The sequence below is a fragment of the Clostridium beijerinckii genome (assembly GCA_003129525.1).
GTDB lineage: Bacteria > Bacillota > Clostridia > Clostridiales > Clostridiaceae > Clostridium > Clostridium beijerinckii_D.
Map to the genome: position 1 here is coordinate 1,123,754 of CP029329.1, position 18,747 is coordinate 1,142,500.

At 29.7% G+C, this 18,747-nt stretch carries 12 protein-coding genes and 3 tRNA genes (1 of these 15 running past the window's edge); 14 read left to right on the forward strand and 1 reads right to left on the reverse strand.

Annotated elements, in window-relative coordinates; genetic code table 11:
* Positions 1-119: 119 nt before the first annotated feature.
* The 14 genes from spoIIE (at position 120) to DIC82_04810 (ending at position 17,517) form a co-directional block, all read left to right on the forward strand.
* Positions 120-2,531: a stage II sporulation protein E gene (gene spoIIE, locus DIC82_04745; GenBank protein ID AWK50383.1), complete on the forward strand. Its 2,412-nt coding sequence runs from the start codon at positions 120-122 to the stop codon at positions 2,529-2,531.
* Positions 2,532-2,967: 436 nt separating this feature from the next.
* Entirely contained in the window at positions 2,968-4,374 is a 1,407-nt protein-coding gene (tilS, locus tag DIC82_04750) for a tRNA lysidine(34) synthetase TilS (protein ID AWK50384.1), read from the forward strand.
* 1 nt (position 4,375) lies between these two features.
* A complete protein-coding gene (gene hpt / locus DIC82_04755; GenBank protein ID AWK50385.1) occupies positions 4,376-4,915 on the forward strand; it encodes a hypoxanthine phosphoribosyltransferase in 540 nt (179 codons plus the stop codon).
* A 73-nt stretch (positions 4,916-4,988) separates the two neighbouring features.
* Positions 4,989-6,797 carry a cell division protein FtsH gene (locus DIC82_04760; GenBank protein ID AWK50386.1) on the forward strand — a complete coding sequence of 603 codons (1,809 nt, stop codon included), beginning with the start codon at positions 4,989-4,991 and terminating at the stop codon, positions 6,795-6,797.
* Between the two features lie 195 nt (positions 6,798-6,992).
* A complete protein-coding gene (locus DIC82_04765) occupies positions 6,993-8,663 on the forward strand; it encodes a formate--tetrahydrofolate ligase (protein AWK50387.1) in 1,671 nt (556 codons plus the stop codon).
* Positions 8,664-8,920: 257 nt separating this feature from the next.
* Entirely contained in the window at positions 8,921-9,712 is a 792-nt protein-coding gene (locus DIC82_04770; protein AWK50388.1) for a type III pantothenate kinase, read from the forward strand.
* 49 nt (positions 9,713-9,761) lie between these two features.
* Positions 9,762-10,739, forward strand: coding sequence for a tRNA dihydrouridine synthase DusB (locus DIC82_04775; protein AWK50389.1), 978 nt, complete (start codon positions 9,762-9,764; stop codon positions 10,737-10,739).
* 320 nt (positions 10,740-11,059) lie between these two features.
* Positions 11,060-11,542, forward strand: coding sequence for a transcription elongation factor GreA (locus DIC82_04780; GenBank protein ID AWK50390.1), 483 nt, complete (start codon positions 11,060-11,062; stop codon positions 11,540-11,542).
* Between the two features lie 13 nt (positions 11,543-11,555).
* A complete protein-coding gene (gene lysS / locus DIC82_04785) occupies positions 11,556-13,061 on the forward strand; it encodes a lysine--tRNA ligase (GenBank protein AWK50391.1) in 1,506 nt (501 codons plus the stop codon).
* Between the two features lie 252 nt (positions 13,062-13,313).
* Positions 13,314-13,388: transfer RNA gene (locus DIC82_04790), tRNA-Asn, on the forward strand.
* Between the two features lie 309 nt (positions 13,389-13,697).
* Positions 13,698-13,772, forward strand: a tRNA-Asn gene (locus DIC82_04795).
* Between the two features lie 312 nt (positions 13,773-14,084).
* A tRNA-Asn gene (locus DIC82_04800) sits at positions 14,085-14,159 on the forward strand.
* A gap of 329 nt (positions 14,160-14,488) precedes the next feature.
* The gene (locus DIC82_04805) at positions 14,489-15,880 is read left to right on the forward strand and encodes a glycine--tRNA ligase (protein AWK50392.1); all 1,392 of its coding nucleotides are present in this window, start codon (positions 14,489-14,491) and stop codon (positions 15,878-15,880) included.
* A gap of 260 nt (positions 15,881-16,140) precedes the next feature.
* Positions 16,141-17,517, forward strand: a complete 1,377-nt coding sequence (locus DIC82_04810; protein ID AWK50393.1) for a UDP-N-acetylmuramoyl-L-alanine--D-glutamate ligase — start codon at positions 16,141-16,143, stop codon at positions 17,515-17,517.
* 229 nt (positions 17,518-17,746) lie between these two features.
* On the opposite strand, the gene DIC82_04815 is transcribed toward DIC82_04810, so the two are convergent.
* Positions 17,747-18,747, reverse strand: the 3' portion of a protein-coding gene (locus DIC82_04815; GenBank protein ID AWK50394.1) for a DUF5050 domain-containing protein. Its footprint extends 16 nt past the window's final position; the window shows 1,001 of its 1,017 coding nt (coding positions 17-1,017); its start codon lies beyond the right edge, outside the window; it ends in the stop codon at positions 17,747-17,749.

Consider the following 18,747-nt stretch of genomic DNA (forward strand, 5'->3'; position numbering starts at 1 on the left):
ATATCATTAGATAATAGAGAAATTTAGATGAAGTTGTCCTACGAAAACTTTATAAGAGAAACATCTTATGACATTTATCGTAAAGTTAAAATGATATACTTACTTTACATTATTTGGAAATGAGGCGAACCGATGTGCAATATGGATTAGATGTAAATAAATACAAAGAAATAAATGAAGTGAAAAATGTAAAAAGAAAAATATGGATGCAAGCATCTATAGCAAAATTAGGAGTGATCTTAATAGTAGGAATTTTACTTGGGCGAGTAAATTTATTATTAAATCAATCAAATAGTAGTGGAATAGCTCCAGTTGGAATAGCTTATTTAATAGCTGTTATTACAAAAGAAAATAAAAAAAATAGTTTATGCGCAGCAATTGGAGTTAGCATAGGATATTTAACAATTGATAATTTATTATCAGATGGATATGTATATTTAGTAGCTGTGACCTTAATAACAATATACTATAGCTTTATAGCACCTGATAAAAAAAGAAAAAAGGAACTAGCAGCTTTTGCAATAATTTTATGTAGTTTCTTTGTTTATGGATTTTTAGTTAATAAATATGAATTAGGAGTAAACATAACTTTAGGTTTACTACAAACATTAATTGTTATGCCAATATCTTATGTTATAAGATATGCACTAAATTCCTTGGAAGAGATTAATACTAACTATTTTTTTTCTTCAGAAGAAATAGTTAGCATCGGAATATTTTTATGTTTGTTAGTTGCTGGAATAGGTAATGTCAATTTTAGTAATTATTCTATAAGAAACATAGGTGCATTAACATTGGTTCTAACAATTGCCTATGTTGGTGGAGCAACATATGGAGCTATGATTGGAGTTTCAATGGGAATAATGATTGGAGTCGCATCTGGAGATATGATGTACAGTGTAGCCTTTTTTGGAGTTGGAGGGCTCGTAGTTGGAATTTTTAAAGAGACAGGAAAAATATTTTCAATACTTTCAGGCATAATAATTTATTTTGCGTTAGCACTATATTCTAATGCAATAACATTAAAATTAGGAATTGAGGTTTTATCTAGTTCAATTTTATTTTTATGTATTCCAAAGCCTGTATATAAACGTATTGAAGTTGAAATAAATCCATATAAGAAGAAAGAATCATTAGGAGAGATTCAATTAAATGTAATAAAGGAGGAATTTACGTATAAGCTAAAAGAACTCACAAGTGTATTAGCTACTGTGTCAAAATGTTTAGGAAATACTAATGATAATAAAAATTTATTGATTAAATCAAAGGGAAGTGCTTTAGTAGAAAATTTAGCAGATAGGAGTTGCTCAAATTGTGAAAATAAGCCTTTATGTTGGAAGAGGGATTTTCATCAAACCTTCAATTCTTTTCAAATGTTAATACAGAGCTATGAGGATGGAGAAATAGCTATACCAACAGATTTAGAAAAGAGATGTGTCAAAAATTTTACTCTTTTAAGGAGCACGGAAGGAATTGTAAATAATTACAATGTAAATGAAGCGATAAAGGAAAGGTTGGAAGAAGGAAAAAATATATTATCAGCTCATATATCTAATATATCAAGTACATTAGATAATCTTCTAAATGATTTTAAAAGAGAGGTCACTATAGATACGGATTTAGAGAGATTAGTAAAACGCATATTCAATAAAAATTCAATTTATTATAATGATATTTTTTGCTATATAGATAAAAACGGTAGAATGAAAATTAGAATAAGCATGAATAATTGTGAAGGATCTAATTACTGTGAAAAAAATATAGTTTCTTTATTAAGCAATTCTATGAGAATGAAATTATGTATTGGAGATGATGGATGCAATATTAATCCCAAGACAAATGAGTGTATTATTATAATAGAAGAAAAACCAAAGTACTATATAGTATCATATGGAGCAATGGAATCGAAATGTGGAGAGAATCAAACAGGAGATAATTATAGTTTTGGAAAAACTGCTAATGGAAGTTATATGACAATATTAAGTGACGGGATGGGTTCAGGACCTGAAGCTGGCGAAGAAAGTAAGGCAACCGTGGATTTAGTAGAGAAACTTATGGAGGCGGGATTTAATGAAGATATAACCGTAAATACCGTAAATTCTATAATGGGTATGAGATTTGCAGAAGACGAAAAGTATGCTACTCTAGATTTAAATAAAGTAAATTTATATAATGGGGATACAATCTTTGTGAAAATAGGAGCGGCACCTAGTTTTATTAAGAGCGGTCATGAAGTGGAATCTATCAATTCTAAAAATTTACCTTTCGGACTTGTAGATGAAGTAGAAGTAGAAGTGATAAAAAGAGTATTAAAACCTGGAGATATTCTAATCAATGTAAGCGATGGTATTTTAGATATTGATAAATTTAATTCTGGAAAGTCCACTTGGATAGAAGAATATTTAAAAGATATTAATGCAGATCCTAAAGAGCTGTCAAAAAAAATATTAGATATGGCAAAGACATTGAGCAATGGTGTTGTTAAAGATGATATGACAGTAATAGTGTCAAGGGTGTATTTAGATACTTAAAATATTATTAAGCACATTGAAAAAAGTAATAAGTCAGCAGGCTAGTCTATTTTGTATAATACTACGTCGGTATGTTCACCTAGTAGCTTACTATGGGGGAAACATACTCTTATTTGATACAAAATAGACATCGCATAATTGACTTGTTATTTTCTTTTATGTACCTAAAAGCTACTTCAAAGCTTTAATTTATAAATTAATTACAAAATAGTTATTTATAATTTCTGTTTGAACAATCTAGGTATTACGCATATAAAGCAAAAATGTTGTAGGTAATTAATTATATTTTTTTGATAATAATATTTACATTTAAAACATATATACGTAAAATATAGTATAAAGTAATATATATAATATTTAGGCATATTCAAAAAACAACAAGTCAATATGCTAGTCTATTTTGATATGACTTATAGATAAATAGGAGTGTTTATTTTTGTGTAAAAAAGTACTATCTTATATTAAAGATAATAAATTAATTAAATCTGGAGATAAAATTTTAGTTGCTCTTTCTGGAGGACCAGACTCTATATGTCTTTTGAATATTTTATTTGAATTAAAAAAAGAGCTAAATATAGATATAGCAGCTGCTCATTTAAATCATCTTCTACGAGGTGAAGATGCCTTTAAAGATGAAGAATATGCAGTAAATATATGTAATGAAAAGGGGATAAAGTGTTTTGTAAAGCGTGTAGATATAAATACTTATGCTAAGGATCATAAATTATCTTCTGAAATGGCAGGAAGAAGTGCTAGGTATGATTTCTTTGATGAGATTGTAGAAGAAGAGGGTTTTGATAAGGTTGCTACTGCACACAATGCAAATGATCAAGCAGAAACAATTTTATTTAGGCTTATGAGAGGAACAGGTCTTGAAGGACTTGGAGGCATTAAAGCTTCTAGAGATAATAAAATAATAAGGCCTATTTTATGCCTAAGCAGAGAAGAAGTAGAGAAATATATTGAATTAAAAAAATTAAATCCTAGAATTGATAAGACTAATTTTGAGAGAGTTTATAATAGAAATAAGATAAGATTAGACTTGCTACCATATATGAAGGAAAACTTTAATGAAGATATAATACAGACATTAAATAGAATGTCATTACTGTTACAAAAAGATAATGAATTTCTTGAAAATTTATCATTAGATTTATACAATAAATATTGTATAAGATACGATGCCTATTTTATAATAAAAAAGGATATGTTTAAAGAAGAAGATGCTATTGTTAGTAGAGTGTTAAGACGTGCTATAACTAAATACTCAAAATCAAATTATGATTTTGAAATGAGGCATATATATGAAATTTCGCACTTAGCAAAAAATAATTCTGGGAAATCAGTAGATTTGCCTAATGGAATTTATGCTGAAAATATTTATGGCGATATATACATAAAAAATAAAATGGAAAAACGTTATATAAATAATAAAAAAGAAGAGATAAATATAAATAAAAATAATATAAATAAGCATAAACTAGAATTTAATGATTTTAGGATTGAATTTTTTATAGTGGAAAATTGTGAAATTAATGATGCAAGCTTAAATCAAAACAATTTAATAAAATATTTTGATTTCGATAAAATAAATAATAATATTTCAATAAGAGGTAGAAGGGATGGAGATAGAATCATTCCTTTAGGTATGAAGGGAAGTAAAAAATTAAAAGATATTTTTATTGATATGAAAATACCTAAAGAAGAAAGAAATAATATTCCTATTTTATGTTTTGATGAAAAAATTGCATGGATTTTTGGAATTAGGACATCAGAAGAATATAAGCTTACAAACATAAGTAAAAATATATTAAAAGTAATTGTTGAAAGAAAGGAATATTGATATGAAACAAGATATACAAGAAATATTATTTTCAGAAGAGGCTTTAAGTAAAAGAATTAAAGAATTAGCTAGTGAAATAAGTAAGGATTATAAAGGAAAAGATTTAATTGTAGTTGGAATATTAAAGGGATCAGTAATATTTGCTGCAGAGTTAATAAAGAACATATCTATTCATTGTGAAATAGACTTTATGGCGGTATCAAGTTATGGAAGTTCTACAGAGACTTCTGGTGTTGTAAGAATCTTAAAAGATTTAGATAATAATATTGAAGGTAAAGATATTTTAGTGGTTGAAGACATTGTTGATACAGGAGTTACCTTAACATATTTGCTTAAGTATTTAAAAGCAAGGAAAGCTAATAGCATAGAAATAGTTGCACTATTAAATAAACAAGCAAGAAGAACATCTGATTTAGATGTAAAATATATTGGATTTGAAGTTCCTGATGGATTCATAGTTGGATATGGAATAGACTATGCTGAAAAATATAGAAATTTACCATTTATAGGGATATTAAAACCTGAAGTATATGAAAAATAGAAATTGCAATTTTATTGTAATAAGAATATTCCTATGGTAAAATTTTAAATATGATGAGAGAGGGGGGCCTTGAATGAAAAAATATTCAAGCGCAGCTGTATGGATTGTATGTTCAGTTATGCTAGTTTTAGCAGCAGTTACTATGTGGCAAACAGGAAAAGGTTCTAGCGAAATGGCGTATAGTGCATTCGTACAAAAATGGAATGCAAATGAAATAGAAAGTGTTGTAATTAAAGAAGATAGTATGACAATAGAGGGGAAAACCACTGATAATAAAACCTTTATTACTTATGCTCCAGGGGAACTTGTTAGTTCGCTAATACAAAATCAACCTAATGTAGATGTTAATGTGGTTTTTCAGAAACCATCTAATAACGCCACATGGATTGCAACATTGCTTCCGTTTATATTTATGGCAGTAATTGTTTTTATATTTTTGTTCATATTTACGCAACAGTCTCAAAGTGGAGGCAGTGGAAGAGGCGTTATGAATTTTGGTAAGAGTAAAGCAAAAATGGTGACACCGGAAAGCCAAACTGTTACATTTAATGATATAGCAGGTGCTGATGAAGAAAAAGCAGAGCTTGAAGAAATAGTTGATTTTTTAAAGTTACCAGCAAGATACTTACAAATGGGAGCAAGAATACCCAAGGGAGTATTATTAGTTGGACCTCCTGGAACTGGGAAAACTTTACTTGCAAAAGCAATAGCAGGAGAAGCTGGAGTTCCATTCTTCACTATATCTGGTTCAGACTTTGTTGAAATGTTTGTTGGAGTTGGTGCATCTAGAGTTAGAAGTCTATTTGAAGAAGCTAAAAAGAATTCACCTTGTATAATATTTATAGATGAAATCGATGCTGTTGGAAGACAGAGAGGTGCTGGACTAGGTGGCGGACATGATGAAAGAGAACAAACATTAAATCAACTTCTTGTTGAGATGGATGGATTTGGTGTCAATGAAGGTATCGTTATGATAGCGGCTACAAACAGACCTGACATATTAGACCCTGCATTATTAAGACCAGGAAGATTTGATAGACAAATAATGGTTGGGGCTCCTGATATAAAAGGTAGAGAAGAAATTCTTAAGGTTCATACAAAAAAGAAACCTCTTAGAGATGATGTGAAATTGGATATACTAGCCAAGAGAACTCCAGGTTTTTCTGGTGCAGATTTAGAAAATTTAACAAATGAAGCTGCATTACTTGCAGTTAGAAGAGATAAGAAACAAATATCAATGTCTGAAATGGAAGAGGCAATAACTAAAGTTATTGCGGGGCCAGAAAAAAAGAGTAGGATAATAACTGAGCATGATAGGAAGCTAACAGCTTACCATGAAGCTGGTCATGCAGTTGTTATGAGATTGCTTCCTAATTGTGATCCAGTTCATGAAATAAGTGTAATTCCAAGAGGAAGAGCTGGAGGGTATACTATGCATCTTCCTAAAGAAGATACTTCTTATACATCTAAATCTAAACTAGAAGATGAAATGATTGGACTTTTAGGCGGAAGGGTTGCTGAGAAGCTAATTCTTGGAGATATAAGCACTGGTGCTAAAAACGATATAGATAGAGCTAGTCATATAGCTAGAAGTATGGTTATGGATTATGGTATGAGTGATGAAATTGGAACGATATCTTACAATACTTCAGGCCATGATGAAATTTTCCTTGGAAGAGATTTAGGTAAAGGAAGAGAATTTAGTGAAGAAGTTGGTTCTAAAATAGACAAAGAAATCAAGAAATTTATAGACGAAGCTTATGATAAGGCGAATAAATTATTAAAAGAAAACGTAAATAAATTACATGCTGTGGCTCAAGCCTTAATTGAAAAAGAAAAGCTTGATGCACAAGAATTTGAAGATATTTTTGTGAATAATTAATAAATAAGAAGGCTATTTCAAAATAATTTTATTTTGGGATAGTCTTTTTTGAATATAAATAAAATCCAACAGTAATAATACGAATATTTTGATTAGATTTCTATTTATTATTCGAAAAAACTTTTATTACATAGGTTGAAATGATATAATTAAGTACAATAAATTGATTTTTGGTTAATTAGGAGGAATACTTAAATGAAAAGTGATATTCAAATTGCACAAGAAGCAAAAATGGAACCAATAAAAAATGTGGCTGAAAAATTAGGTCTTTGTGAAGATGACATTGAATACTATGGAAAATATAAATGTAAGATATCTTTAGATGTATATGATAAAGTTAAAGATAATAAAGATGGAAAGTTAGTTTTAGTAACGGCTATAAATCCAACTCCGGCTGGTGAGGGAAAGTCAACAGTTACTGTAGGGCTTGGTCAAGCACTAAATAAACTTGGTAAAAAGGCTGTAATAGCATTAAGAGAACCATCTCTAGGACCAGTTTTTGGGATTAAAGGTGGAGCTGCAGGTGGCGGATATGCTCAAGTAGTTCCTATGGAAGATATTAATCTTCATTTTACTGGTGATATGCATGCTATTACATCTGCTAATAACTTATTATCAGCAGCTATAGATAATCATATACATCAAGGAAATATTTTAAAGATTGATTCTAGAAGAATAGTTTTTAAAAGAGTTATGGATATGAATGATAGAGCGCTTAGACATATTGTTGTTGGAATGGGTGGAAAAGTTAATGGATTCGTTAGAGAAGATGGATTCAATATAACTGTCGCATCCGAAATAATGGCTATACTATGTTTAGCAAGTGATTTAGAAGATTTAAAAGAAAGAATGGGAAATATTGTAGTTGCTTATAATTTAGATGGAAATCCTGTTTATGTTAAAGAATTAGAAATTCAAGGAGCTATGGCTTTGCTGATGAAAGATGCAATTAAACCTAACTTAGTTCAAACGTTAGAAAATACTCCAGCACTAATACATGGAGGGCCATTTGCTAATATTGCTCATGGATGTAATTCTATAATGGCAACTAAACTTGCCTTAAAACTTGGAGAAGTTGTAATAACTGAAGCTGGATTTGGTGCTGATTTGGGTGCGGAAAAATTCTTTGATATTAAGTGTAGATATGGAAAATTAAAACCTGAATGTGTTGTGATTGTTGCGACAATAAGAGCATTAAAACACCACGGTGGAGTATATAAGACTGAACTAAATGTTCCAAATGTCGAAGCTTTAGCTAAAGGGATAACTAATTTAGAAAAACAAGTAGAAAATATTAAGAAATTTAAGGTTACACCTGTTGTTGCTATAAACAGATTTGTAACAGACAGCGATGAAGAAATACAATTCATAAAGGATTTCTGCGACAAGATGGGAGTTAAAGTAGCATTATCAGATGTATGGGCTAAAGGTGGAGAAGGTGGAATTGAACTTGGAAATATTGTATTAGATATTTTAGATAATAACAATTCTGATTTTGCACCAATATATGATGAAAAGGCTACGATTGAAGAAAAGGTATTGACTATAGCTAAAGAAATTTATGGAGCAGATAAAGTTAATTATACTCCTGCTGCTAAAAAACAAATTCTGGAGTTAGAAAAGTTTGGATTAGATAAGTTACCTATATGTATGGCAAAAACACAATATTCTTTATCTGATAATCCTAGTCTTTTGGCTAGACCAGAAGGATTTGATATTACAGTTAAAGAGGTTAGAGTTTCTAATGGGGCTGGGTTTGTAATAGTTCAAACAGGAGATATAATGACTATGCCAGGACTGCCAAAGGTTCCAGCTGCAAATAAGATGGATGTATTAAAGAGTGGAGAAATAGTAGGATTATTCTAAAATCTAGTTTGAATTTTAATAATTTATAAAAATTAATAATGTAAAATGAAAGAAATACTATAAAATGTATAGAGATAAAATATGATTATAATGGTAAAAATTATTTTAAGATAATAGTATTATTTTAAAATAACATTTTAGCCCTTGACAAATCAACCAGAATTGTTAAAATTATATTGTTATTTTTAAGTAAATTTCTAAATTAAGGCAGCTCTTCGGGCTGCTTTTAATTTAACTATATTAAGGTGGTGCTTTCTATGATTTTACTTGTTGATGCAGGTAATACCAACATTGTTTTGGGAGTACATAATGGAGAACGATATATAGCTAGTTGGCGTATTTCGAGTGATGGAAATAAAACATCAGATGAGTATGGTATACAAGTTATGCAATTATTTAACTCAAGTGACATTAATCCTAAGGATATTACTGGAGTTATAGTTTCTTCTGTTGTTCCTAATATAATGCATTCTTTAGAAAATATGTTAAGGAAATGCTTTTGTCATGAACCTATAATAGTTGGACCAGGAATAAAAACAGGAATAAATATAAAGTATGATAATCCAAGAGAAGTTGGAGCGGACAGAATAGTAAATGCTGTTGCGGCATATGAGATCTATAAGAGACCGGTAATAATAATAGATTTTGGTACGGCTACAACTTTCTGTGCAGTACGAGCAAATGGAGATTACCTTGGAGGATGCATATGTCCAGGAATAAGAATTGCAGCAGATGCCTTATTTGAAAGAGCTGCTAAGCTTCCGAGAGTAGAATTAGAAGTACCTAAAAATATGATTTGCAAAAATACAGTATCGAGCATGCAATCAGGTATTTTATTTGGGTATATTGGGCAAGTTGAATATATAGTTAAAAAGATGAAACAGGAAATGAAAGAGTCTAAGTATAAGGAAGAACCTCTTGTACTAGCAACGGGAGGATTAGCTAATTTAATAGCTAAAGAAACTGATGCTATAGATAAGGTGGATTCTGATTTAACATTGGAAGGATTAAATATATTATATAAAAAGAATAAGGAAATGGAAAATTAAGAATGAAAGAGTTTATGGATAGTATAGAAAAGTAAGGAGTACATTCTAAATGAAAATAGGAGATTTAACTTTTGAGAATAATATATTTTTAGCCCCTATGGCAGGTGTGACAGATATATCATTTAGAGGATTATGTAAAGAAATGGGATGTGGGTTAGTTTATACCGAAATGGTTAGTGCTAAAGCTTTATATTATGGAAGTGAAAATACACAAGCCTTACTTAGAATAGCAGATGAAGAAAAACCAGTGGCAGTTCAAATTTTTGGAAGGGAACCAGATATAATGGCAAATATCTGTGAAGAACAATTAAATGATAGAAGTGATATTTGCATTATTGACATAAATATGGGCTGCCCAGCTCCTAAGATAGTTAAAAACGGAGAGGGATCTGCTTTGATGAATGAGCCAGAACTTGCATATGAAATTGTAAAGGCTATAAAAAAGGTTTCTAAAAAGCCTGTTACTGTTAAATTCCGAAAGGGATTTGATGAGGATAATATTAATGCGGTAGAATTCGCAAAAGGGATGGAACAAGCAGGAGTTGATGCAATTACTATTCATGGACGAACAAGAAAACAGATGTATCAAGGTGTTGCAGACTGGGAGATAATAAAAAAAATCAAAGAAAGTGTTTCTGTTCCTGTAATAGGTAATGGAGATGTATTTTCGCCGGAAGACGCTCTTAAAATGAAAGATATTACTAATTGTGATGGTATAATGATTGCTAGAGGAAGCCAAGGAAATCCATGGATATTTAGGCAAGTGAGCAGTGCATTAAAAGGGCAAACTATTAATGAAATTTCAAATAGAGAAAAAATTGAAATGTGCATTAGGCATTATGAATTAGCAATTAAATATGATGGTGAATTCAAAGCTATTAGAGAAATGAGAAAACATGCATCGTGGTACATTAAGGGTCTTCCAAGATGCACAGATATTAGAAATCAAATTAATATCTTAGATAATAGTAAAAAAGTAATTGAAATTTTAATGAAATATAAAGAAGAATTAAAAGGTAAATTTTAGCAAATAAATAATAGTTAGAATAATCTAATGATTTGGGGCATATTATTAATATTTAGAAAATTGAAGATAAGAGCACAAATTGCTTTAAGGCAGGATTTGTTGACATATCAAATATGCTGATTTATAATTAGTTAAATGTTTTAAGGTTAAAAGCTTATTTTAGGCTATTTAAAAGAAATAATTTAATTTACTCTGTTTAAAAGATATCTTAATAACAGAGTTTATCTAAGTTAATTTGTACAATACTTAATTTGAAAAAAATTAATGCGTGTAATTGTTAATTTAATAAATATAGAAGGTTTTAAAGGGGAGTAAAATATATGAGCCAAGCAAAACAATATTTAATGACTTATGAAGGTGTTAAAAAATTAGAAAGTGAACTTGAATATTTAAAGACAGTAAAAAGAAAAGAAATAACTGAAAAGATAAAGGTTGCATTAGGATATGGAGATTTAAGTGAAAACTCTGAATATGATGAAGCTAAGAATGACCAAGCATTTACAGAAGGAAGAATACTTCAATTAGAAAATATGTTAAAGAATGCAGTTGTTGTTGATGAATCAGAAATTCCAAGTGATATTGTTTCAGTTGGATCAAAGGTTAAAGTTAAAGATTATGAATTTGATGAAGAAGTAGAATATTCAATAGTAGGTTCAGCGGAAGCAGATCCTATGAATTTTAAGATATCAAATGAATCGCCAGTTGGAAGCGCTTTAATGGGGAAAAAAGTGGGCGCTATATTAGAAGTGATAGTTCCAAATGGAGTAAATAAATTTGAAATACTAGGAATAAGTAGAAGTTAATTGGAGGTACAATATGTCAACTGAAGAAATTAGTATACAGGAATTAGAGTCTCAGTATAATGAACAAGAAGGTTTAAGAAGAGATAAACTAACAGAGTTACAAAATGCAGGAAAAGATCCTTTTGATGTTTATAAAGTAAATAGAACTCATACATCAGAAGAGGTTAAGGCAAATTATGATACATTAGAAGGTAAAGAAGTAACAGTTGCAGGAAGATTAATGTCTAAAAGAGGTCAAGGAAAGGTTGTATTCTCAGATATATATGATAAAGATGGAAAGATACAATTATTCTTAAAGATTGACAAAGTTGGTGAAGAAAATTTAAAGCAATATAAAACACTTGATATAGGTGATTGGGTTTCAGCAAGTGGTGAAGTATTTACAACAAAAACAGGTGAAGTATCGGTAAATGTAAATACCTTTGAACTAAATTGTAAATCTTTAAAACCACTTCCTGAAAAATGGCATGGATTAAAAGATCCTGATTTAAGATATAGACAAAGAGAAGTTGATATAATTACAAATCTAGAAGTAAAAGATACTTTTATTAAGAGAAGCAAAATTATTTCAGCAATGAGAGAATTCTTAGATACTAAGGGTTTCCTAGAAGTAGAAACTCCAATACTTGGAGCAATAGCAGGTGGAGCAGCAGCAAAACCATTTATTACTCACCATAATACTTTAGATATGGATATGTATTTAAGAATTGCACCAGAGTTGTATCTTAAGAGATTAATAGTTGCTGGATTTGAAAAAGTATATGAAATAGGAAGAAACTTCAGAAATGAAGGAATGTCAGTTAGACATAATCCGGAATTTACGACTATTGAATTATATGAAGCATATTCTGATTATAACGATATGATGGAAATTACAGAAAATATGATTGCCTATGCTTGTGAAAAGATAAATGGAACTACTAAGGTTAATTACCAAGGTACTGAAATAGATTTTATGCCACCATGGAGAAGAATTACTATGGTTGATGCTGTGAAGGAATATTCAGGCATAGATTTTAATGAAATTAAATCTGCTGAGGAAGCTCAAGCTATAGCTAAAGAAAAGCATTTAGAATTTGCAAAACCTTTAGATAAAGTAACAAAGGGTGATGTATTAAATGCTTTATATGAAGAATTTGGTGAAGCAAATATGATTCAACCTACGTTTGTAATGGATTATCCAGTTGAAATTTCACCTCTTACAAAGAAGAAGAGAGGGAATCCAGAATTTACTGAAAGATTTGAAGGATTTGTATTTGGTAGAGAACTTTGTAATGCATACTCAGAATTAAATGATCCAATAGTTCAAAGACAAAGATTTGAACAACAAGCCAATGAAAGAGAACTTGGTGATGATGAAGCATATATGCTAGATGAACAATTTATGAGTGCTCTTGAGACTGGTATGCCACCAACAGGTGGAATGGGAATGGGTATAGATAGACTTGCAATGTTTTTAACTGATTCAGCATCAATTAGAGATGTTCTATTATTCCCAACAATGAGACCACAAAAGTAATATAACATTTAAGAGTGTATAATACTTTTAAAACTGAATATTTCTATTAGGATATAATGAGGATCCATATATATATAGCAATATATATATATATGGATTTTTTTAGCTATATTATGTTATGCAAAATAACTTAGATGGAAAAATAGTATTCTTTTAGTATGTTTTTGCCGTTATATAATAAAAAATAAATTTTAATAATTAAAAAGCTTGAATTATTTAAAAAAGCTGATATAATAGATTAAGTAATGACGTTCCGCGATAGCTCAATGGTGGAGCACTCGGCTGTTAACCGATAGGTTGGAGGTTCGAGTCCTCTTCGCGGAGCCATTTTTTTATACTTTTTTATATAAGTAGGAAGCCAAATATATGATTTGGTGTGAATTACTTGTTTAGTGAGTGAATGCGGATTAATTTTCCTTGATCATAGGTTGTAGCATATGAAATTGAATTTTTGCTACAGCCTTTTTATATAAATTTATTATTTAATATGTGTAATATTCCAGAAATGGGCATATTGCAAAGCAATTTTTTGAAAACAAAACTAATTTGATTAATAGTTAATATTATTTTATGTTTTATATAAAAATAGGGTTGCATAATTTAAAAAAGCTGATATAATAGATTAAGTAATGACGTTCCGCGATAGCTCAATGGTGGAGCACTCGGCTGTTAACCGATAGGTTGGAGGTTCGAGTCCTCTTCGCGGAGCCATTTTTTTTATACTTTTTTAATATAAGTAGAGAAGCCAAATATATGATTTGGTGTGAATTACTTATTTAGTGAGTGAATACGAGTCAAGTTTTCTTGATTATAGGCTATAGCATATGAAATTGAATTTTGCTATAGCTTTTTTATATTAAATTTATTATTTAATATCCATGAGTTACTAAGAACAGGAATATTTCAAAGCAATTTCTTGAAAATAAAACTAATTTAATTTATAGTTAATATTATTTTATGTTTTATATAAAAATAGGGTTGCATAATTTGAAAAAACTGATATAATAGATTAAGTAATGACGTTCCGCGATAGCTCAATGGTGGAGCACTCGGCTGTTAACCGATAGGTTGGAGGTTCGAGTCCTCTTCGCGGAGCCATTTTTTTTATACTTTTTTAGAAAATATTTTAACCTTGACATATAAAGGGATTTTGTTAAAATTAATTAATGAATTGAATATACATGTTGAAAAAGAATAGTAATTTACAAATCAATTTAAGAGAAATGGTGTTTGGTGGGAGCCGTTATTGATTTTAGATGAATGGAGCTTTTGAGTGTAAAGTCGAAAGATGGGCTTAAGCCAAGAAGGGTGGAACCGCGGAATTATAATTTCGTCCCTTTGTGCTTATAGCCTTTTTATTTTTATGAAAATATCAATGACTTTATAAATATTAGTTATGAAATAAAATATATTTGGAGGGATAAATAATGGCAGTAGAAAAAACAATGGATAAGATTGTAGCACTTTGCAAAAATAGAGGGTTTGTATTTCCAGGCTCAGACATATATGGTGGGCTAGCAAATTCATGGGATTACGGTCCTTTAGGTGTAGAATTTAAAAATAATGTTAAAAAGGCATGGTGGAAGAAGTTTGTTCAAGAAAGTCCTTACAATGTTGGATTAGATTCTGCAATTTTAATGAACAAAGAAGTTTGGGTTGCATCGGGACACATTGGTGGCTTTTCTGATCCATTAATGGATTGTAAAGAATGTAAAGCAAGATTTAGAGCAGATAAGATAGTTGAAGATCACATGACAGAAAATGGTGCAGAAGTAGCTAGTGCTGATGGATGGACAAATGAACAATTAAAAGAATATATTGAAAGTAATAACATAGTTTGTCCTAAATGCGGAAAGATGAATTATACAGATATAAGAAAGTTTAATCTTATGTTTAAGACATTCCAAGGTGTTACTGAAGACGCCAAAGCAGAAGTTTATTTAAGACCTGAAACAGCACAAGGTATATTCGTAAATTTTAAAGCGGTACAAAGAACTTCAAGAAAGAAAGTGCCGTTCGGGATAGCTCAAATAGGTAAATCTTTTAGAAATGAAATTACTCCTGGTAACTTTACATTTAGAACAAGAGAATTTGAACAAATGGAATTAGAATTTTTCTGTAAGCCAGGAACTGATTTAGAATGGCATAGATATTGGAAGGAATATTGCTGGAATTTCTTACTTAACTTAAGTGTAAAACCAGAAAACTTAAGAATGAGAGACCATGGTGAAGAAGAGTTGTCATTCTATTCGAATGCAACTTCTGATATAGAATATTTATTCCCATTTGGATGGGGTGAGCTTTGGGGTATAGCAGATAGAACTGACTATGATTTAACTAAGCATCAAGAACATTCAGGTCAAGATTTAAGTTACTTAGATCAAACAACTAATGAAAAGTATGTACCATATGTTGTAGAACCATCATTGGGTGCTGATAGAGTTACGTTAGCATTCTTAATTGAAGCTTATGATGAAGAAGAATTAGAAGGCGGAGATGTTAGAACAGTAATGCACTTACATCCTGCATTAGCTCCATTTAAAGCAGCTATATTACCTCTTTCTAAAAAGCTTTCAGAAAAAGCTTTGGATATTTATGCAGATTTAAGCAAGAAGTTCAATATTGAGTTTGATGAAACAGGAAGTATAGGTAAAAGATATAGAAGGCAAGATGAAATAGGAACTCCTTACTGCATAACAATTGATTTTGATACATTAGAAGATGGAGCAGTTACTATTAGAAATAGAGATACTATGGAACAAGAAAGAATTAAGATAAGTGAATTAGAAAAGTATATTGAAAAGAGCTTAGAATTTTAATAAAGAATAAGAAAATACAGCCTACTGATCATTTGTCAGTAGGCTGTTATAATATTTAAGTTCACAGAGAATTTTATTTAAATAGCAAAATTAGGTCTTAAAGCGATAATTTGTTTAAAGTATTATAATAATAGACAACAAAGGATACAATGGATAATATCGCGTTGATGTGGAATGAAAGTTTTTATAGTGATATAATTAAATCTAAGCAAGAAAGAATATTCCTATAGATATAAATCATTTTAATATGGAGGATAGAAATGAAAAAAGACTTTAAAGAATTTAAGAGATTCATATTAGGAAAGAAGGTTGCAGTTGTTGGAATTGGAGTAAGCAATATTCCATTAATCAATTTTTTATTGGAATTAGGTGCTACAGTAACAGCGTTTGATAAGAAGACTAAAGAGGAACTTGGTGAAGTAGCAACTGATTTTAATAATAAAGGTGTTAAGTTGGAACTTGGAGAAGGATATTTAAATAATCTTAATGGATTTGATGTGGTATTTAAGACACCGTCTATGAGAATTGATAGTGAGTCATTAGTTAAAGTTAAAAAAGAAGGAACATATATTACTTCTGAAATGGAGGAATTCGTAAGATATACTAAGGGAAAAGTATACGGGATAACAGGTAGTGATGGGAAGACAACAACTACAACTATTATTTCTAAATTGTTAGAAGAACAAGGATATAAAACTTGGGTTGGAGGAAACATAGGAACTCCATTATTTTCACAAATAGAAGATATAAATGAAGATGACAGAGTTGTATTAGAATTATCTAGTTTTCAACTTATGACTATGTCGGAAGAAATAGATATTGCTATATGCACAAATTTAGCTCCTAATCATTTAGACATGCATAAGGATATGCAAGAATATATTGAAGCTAAGAAAAATATTTTTTTATATCAAAGTTCAAATGATTTATTAATAGTAAACAGAGAAAATGAAATTACTCATGGCTTTAAAAAAGAAGCAAAGGGAATTGTAAAAGAATTCAGTTCTAAGAGAGAAATAACAGATGGAGCATATTATAAAGACGGTACACTTTATGTTGAAGGAAAGGAAGTGTGCAAAAAAGACGATATAGTAATTAAGGGTATGCATAATGTTGAAAATTACCTTGCTGCATTTATAGCTACTAAAAATGATGTTTCTGTAGAAATCATGAAGAAAGTTGCAGAAAACTTCGCGGGTGTTGAACACAGATGTGAACTTGTAAGAGAGATAGATGGGGTTAGATACTATAATGATTCCATAGCTTCAAGTCCAACAAGAACTTTAGCTGGGCTTAAAGCATTTGATAAAAAAGTTATAGTAATTGCAGGTGGTTATGACAAACATATACCTTTTGAACCGTTAGCTTATGAAGGTTATGATTATATAAAAGAATTAATTCTTATAGGAGCAACAAAAGATAAAATAAAGGCTGTGTTTGACAAATTAGAACAAGAAAAAGGAATTAAGACTACCATAAGAATGGCAGAATCACTAGAAGATGCTGTCAAGATAGCTAAAGATAGAGCTAAGCCAGGAGATATTATTACGTTGTCACCAGCTTGCGCATCATTTGATATGTATCCTAATTTCATGGTAAGAGGGAATAAATTTAAAGATATAGTAAAAGGTTTGTAGTTATACAATTTATTATTAAAAAAGGTTTAGATATTATTTATAGCAATTGACAACAATCTAATTTTGGAATGAACAAACGGTGCTAATTTAGAAATTATATAGTAAAAGGATGTTTGAAAATAATTTATAATGAATTATTTTCAAACATCCTTTTAAAGTTGTTAGCAAATTGAAATAAAATAATGAGTCAAATGTACTAGTGAACTGAGTTATTATTTTTTTATATGTCTTAACTTTGAATAGAAAATTTCTTGAAGTAAATGTTGTTAACATTAATGCTTGGATTATAAAAAATACCAGCAGAGGTTAAATAATAGTCATTTATTCCTTCAGATATTTCAGGTTTATAGGATGCAGTTGAATTTTGAAGGTCTACTGATAATGAATATAAGTTATTTGAGTCATCTCCATTGATAAAATATAAAGACTTATTAATAATTTTTAATTGGAATCCATTCATAATATAAAGCCGCTTACAAATTAATGTAGAAGGATCTATTGAATACAAGTTATTGTTGTCAGAAGAATTGAAGAAGAGTAATTGTCCTTCGAATACTACGAAACTATTAGCGGTATAATCAGTAAGCTTTTGTCTATTAGTACCATCTGTTTTAATTGAGTATAATTTTGAATTATCACTTAAATTTTGATAAATAATAAAATCACCGTTGATTATAAAAGATCCAACATTCTCAGCACATATTAATATGGAGCTTGAATTTATAGTGTCATATTTATAAATCTTATTTTCATCATCTTTATTCATATAAAATAATTCATTATTAACAGCTATTAAATTATGTACTGAATGAGTGTTTAAGTTAGTGTAAATTTTGTTAGCAATATCAAAAGAACATAAAGCATTATTATTTGAACCATCAGAAAAATAAATAGTTTTATCAATTAATGTGATGTTATCAGCAGAGTAATTAGCAAAATCAGTAATATTTTCGCTTTTAAGAATATCAGCTGGTAAGGGATCAGGAATTGTTGAAATTCTATTATTTTCATCTGGATTAGGAAATATTAAGTCAGTTCCGTTAAAAACAAATGGACATAAATATGAAGAAGCATCAGTTAGAGCAAATGAAACTGATGGAGTTACTGTAGTATTAGGAACTTGTATTGACGTAGTGGAAGAGGTACTAGGATTAGTGGAATCTGTAGATGAAATGGTTTTATTTCCACATCCTATAAAAGAAAGCATAGTAAGTGATAGTAATAGGCATA

What these genes read in the sequence shown, in the direction of transcription:
- DIC82_04780 (AWK50390.1), top strand. Translation starts at nt 11,060, where the DNA reads ATGAGCCAAGCAAAACAATATTTAATGACTTATGAAGGTGTTAAAAAA.
- DIC82_04770 (AWK50388.1), top strand. Translation starts at nt 8,921, where the DNA reads ATGATTTTACTTGTTGATGCAGGTAATACCAACATTGTTTTGGGAGTA.
- DIC82_04760 (AWK50386.1), top strand. Translation starts at nt 4,989, where the DNA reads ATGAAAAAATATTCAAGCGCAGCTGTATGGATTGTATGTTCAGTTATG.
- spoIIE (AWK50383.1), top strand. Translation starts at nt 120, where the DNA reads ATGAGGCGAACCGATGTGCAATATGGATTAGATGTAAATAAATACAAA.
- DIC82_04775 (AWK50389.1), top strand. Translation starts at nt 9,762, where the DNA reads ATGAAAATAGGAGATTTAACTTTTGAGAATAATATATTTTTAGCCCCT.
- DIC82_04805 (AWK50392.1), top strand. Translation starts at nt 14,489, where the DNA reads ATGGCAGTAGAAAAAACAATGGATAAGATTGTAGCACTTTGCAAAAAT.
- DIC82_04810 (AWK50393.1), top strand. Translation starts at nt 16,141, where the DNA reads ATGAAAAAAGACTTTAAAGAATTTAAGAGATTCATATTAGGAAAGAAG.
- lysS (AWK50391.1), top strand. Translation starts at nt 11,556, where the DNA reads ATGTCAACTGAAGAAATTAGTATACAGGAATTAGAGTCTCAGTATAAT.
- hpt (AWK50385.1), top strand. Translation starts at nt 4,376, where the DNA reads ATGAAACAAGATATACAAGAAATATTATTTTCAGAAGAGGCTTTAAGT.
- DIC82_04765 (AWK50387.1), top strand. Translation starts at nt 6,993, where the DNA reads ATGAAAAGTGATATTCAAATTGCACAAGAAGCAAAAATGGAACCAATA.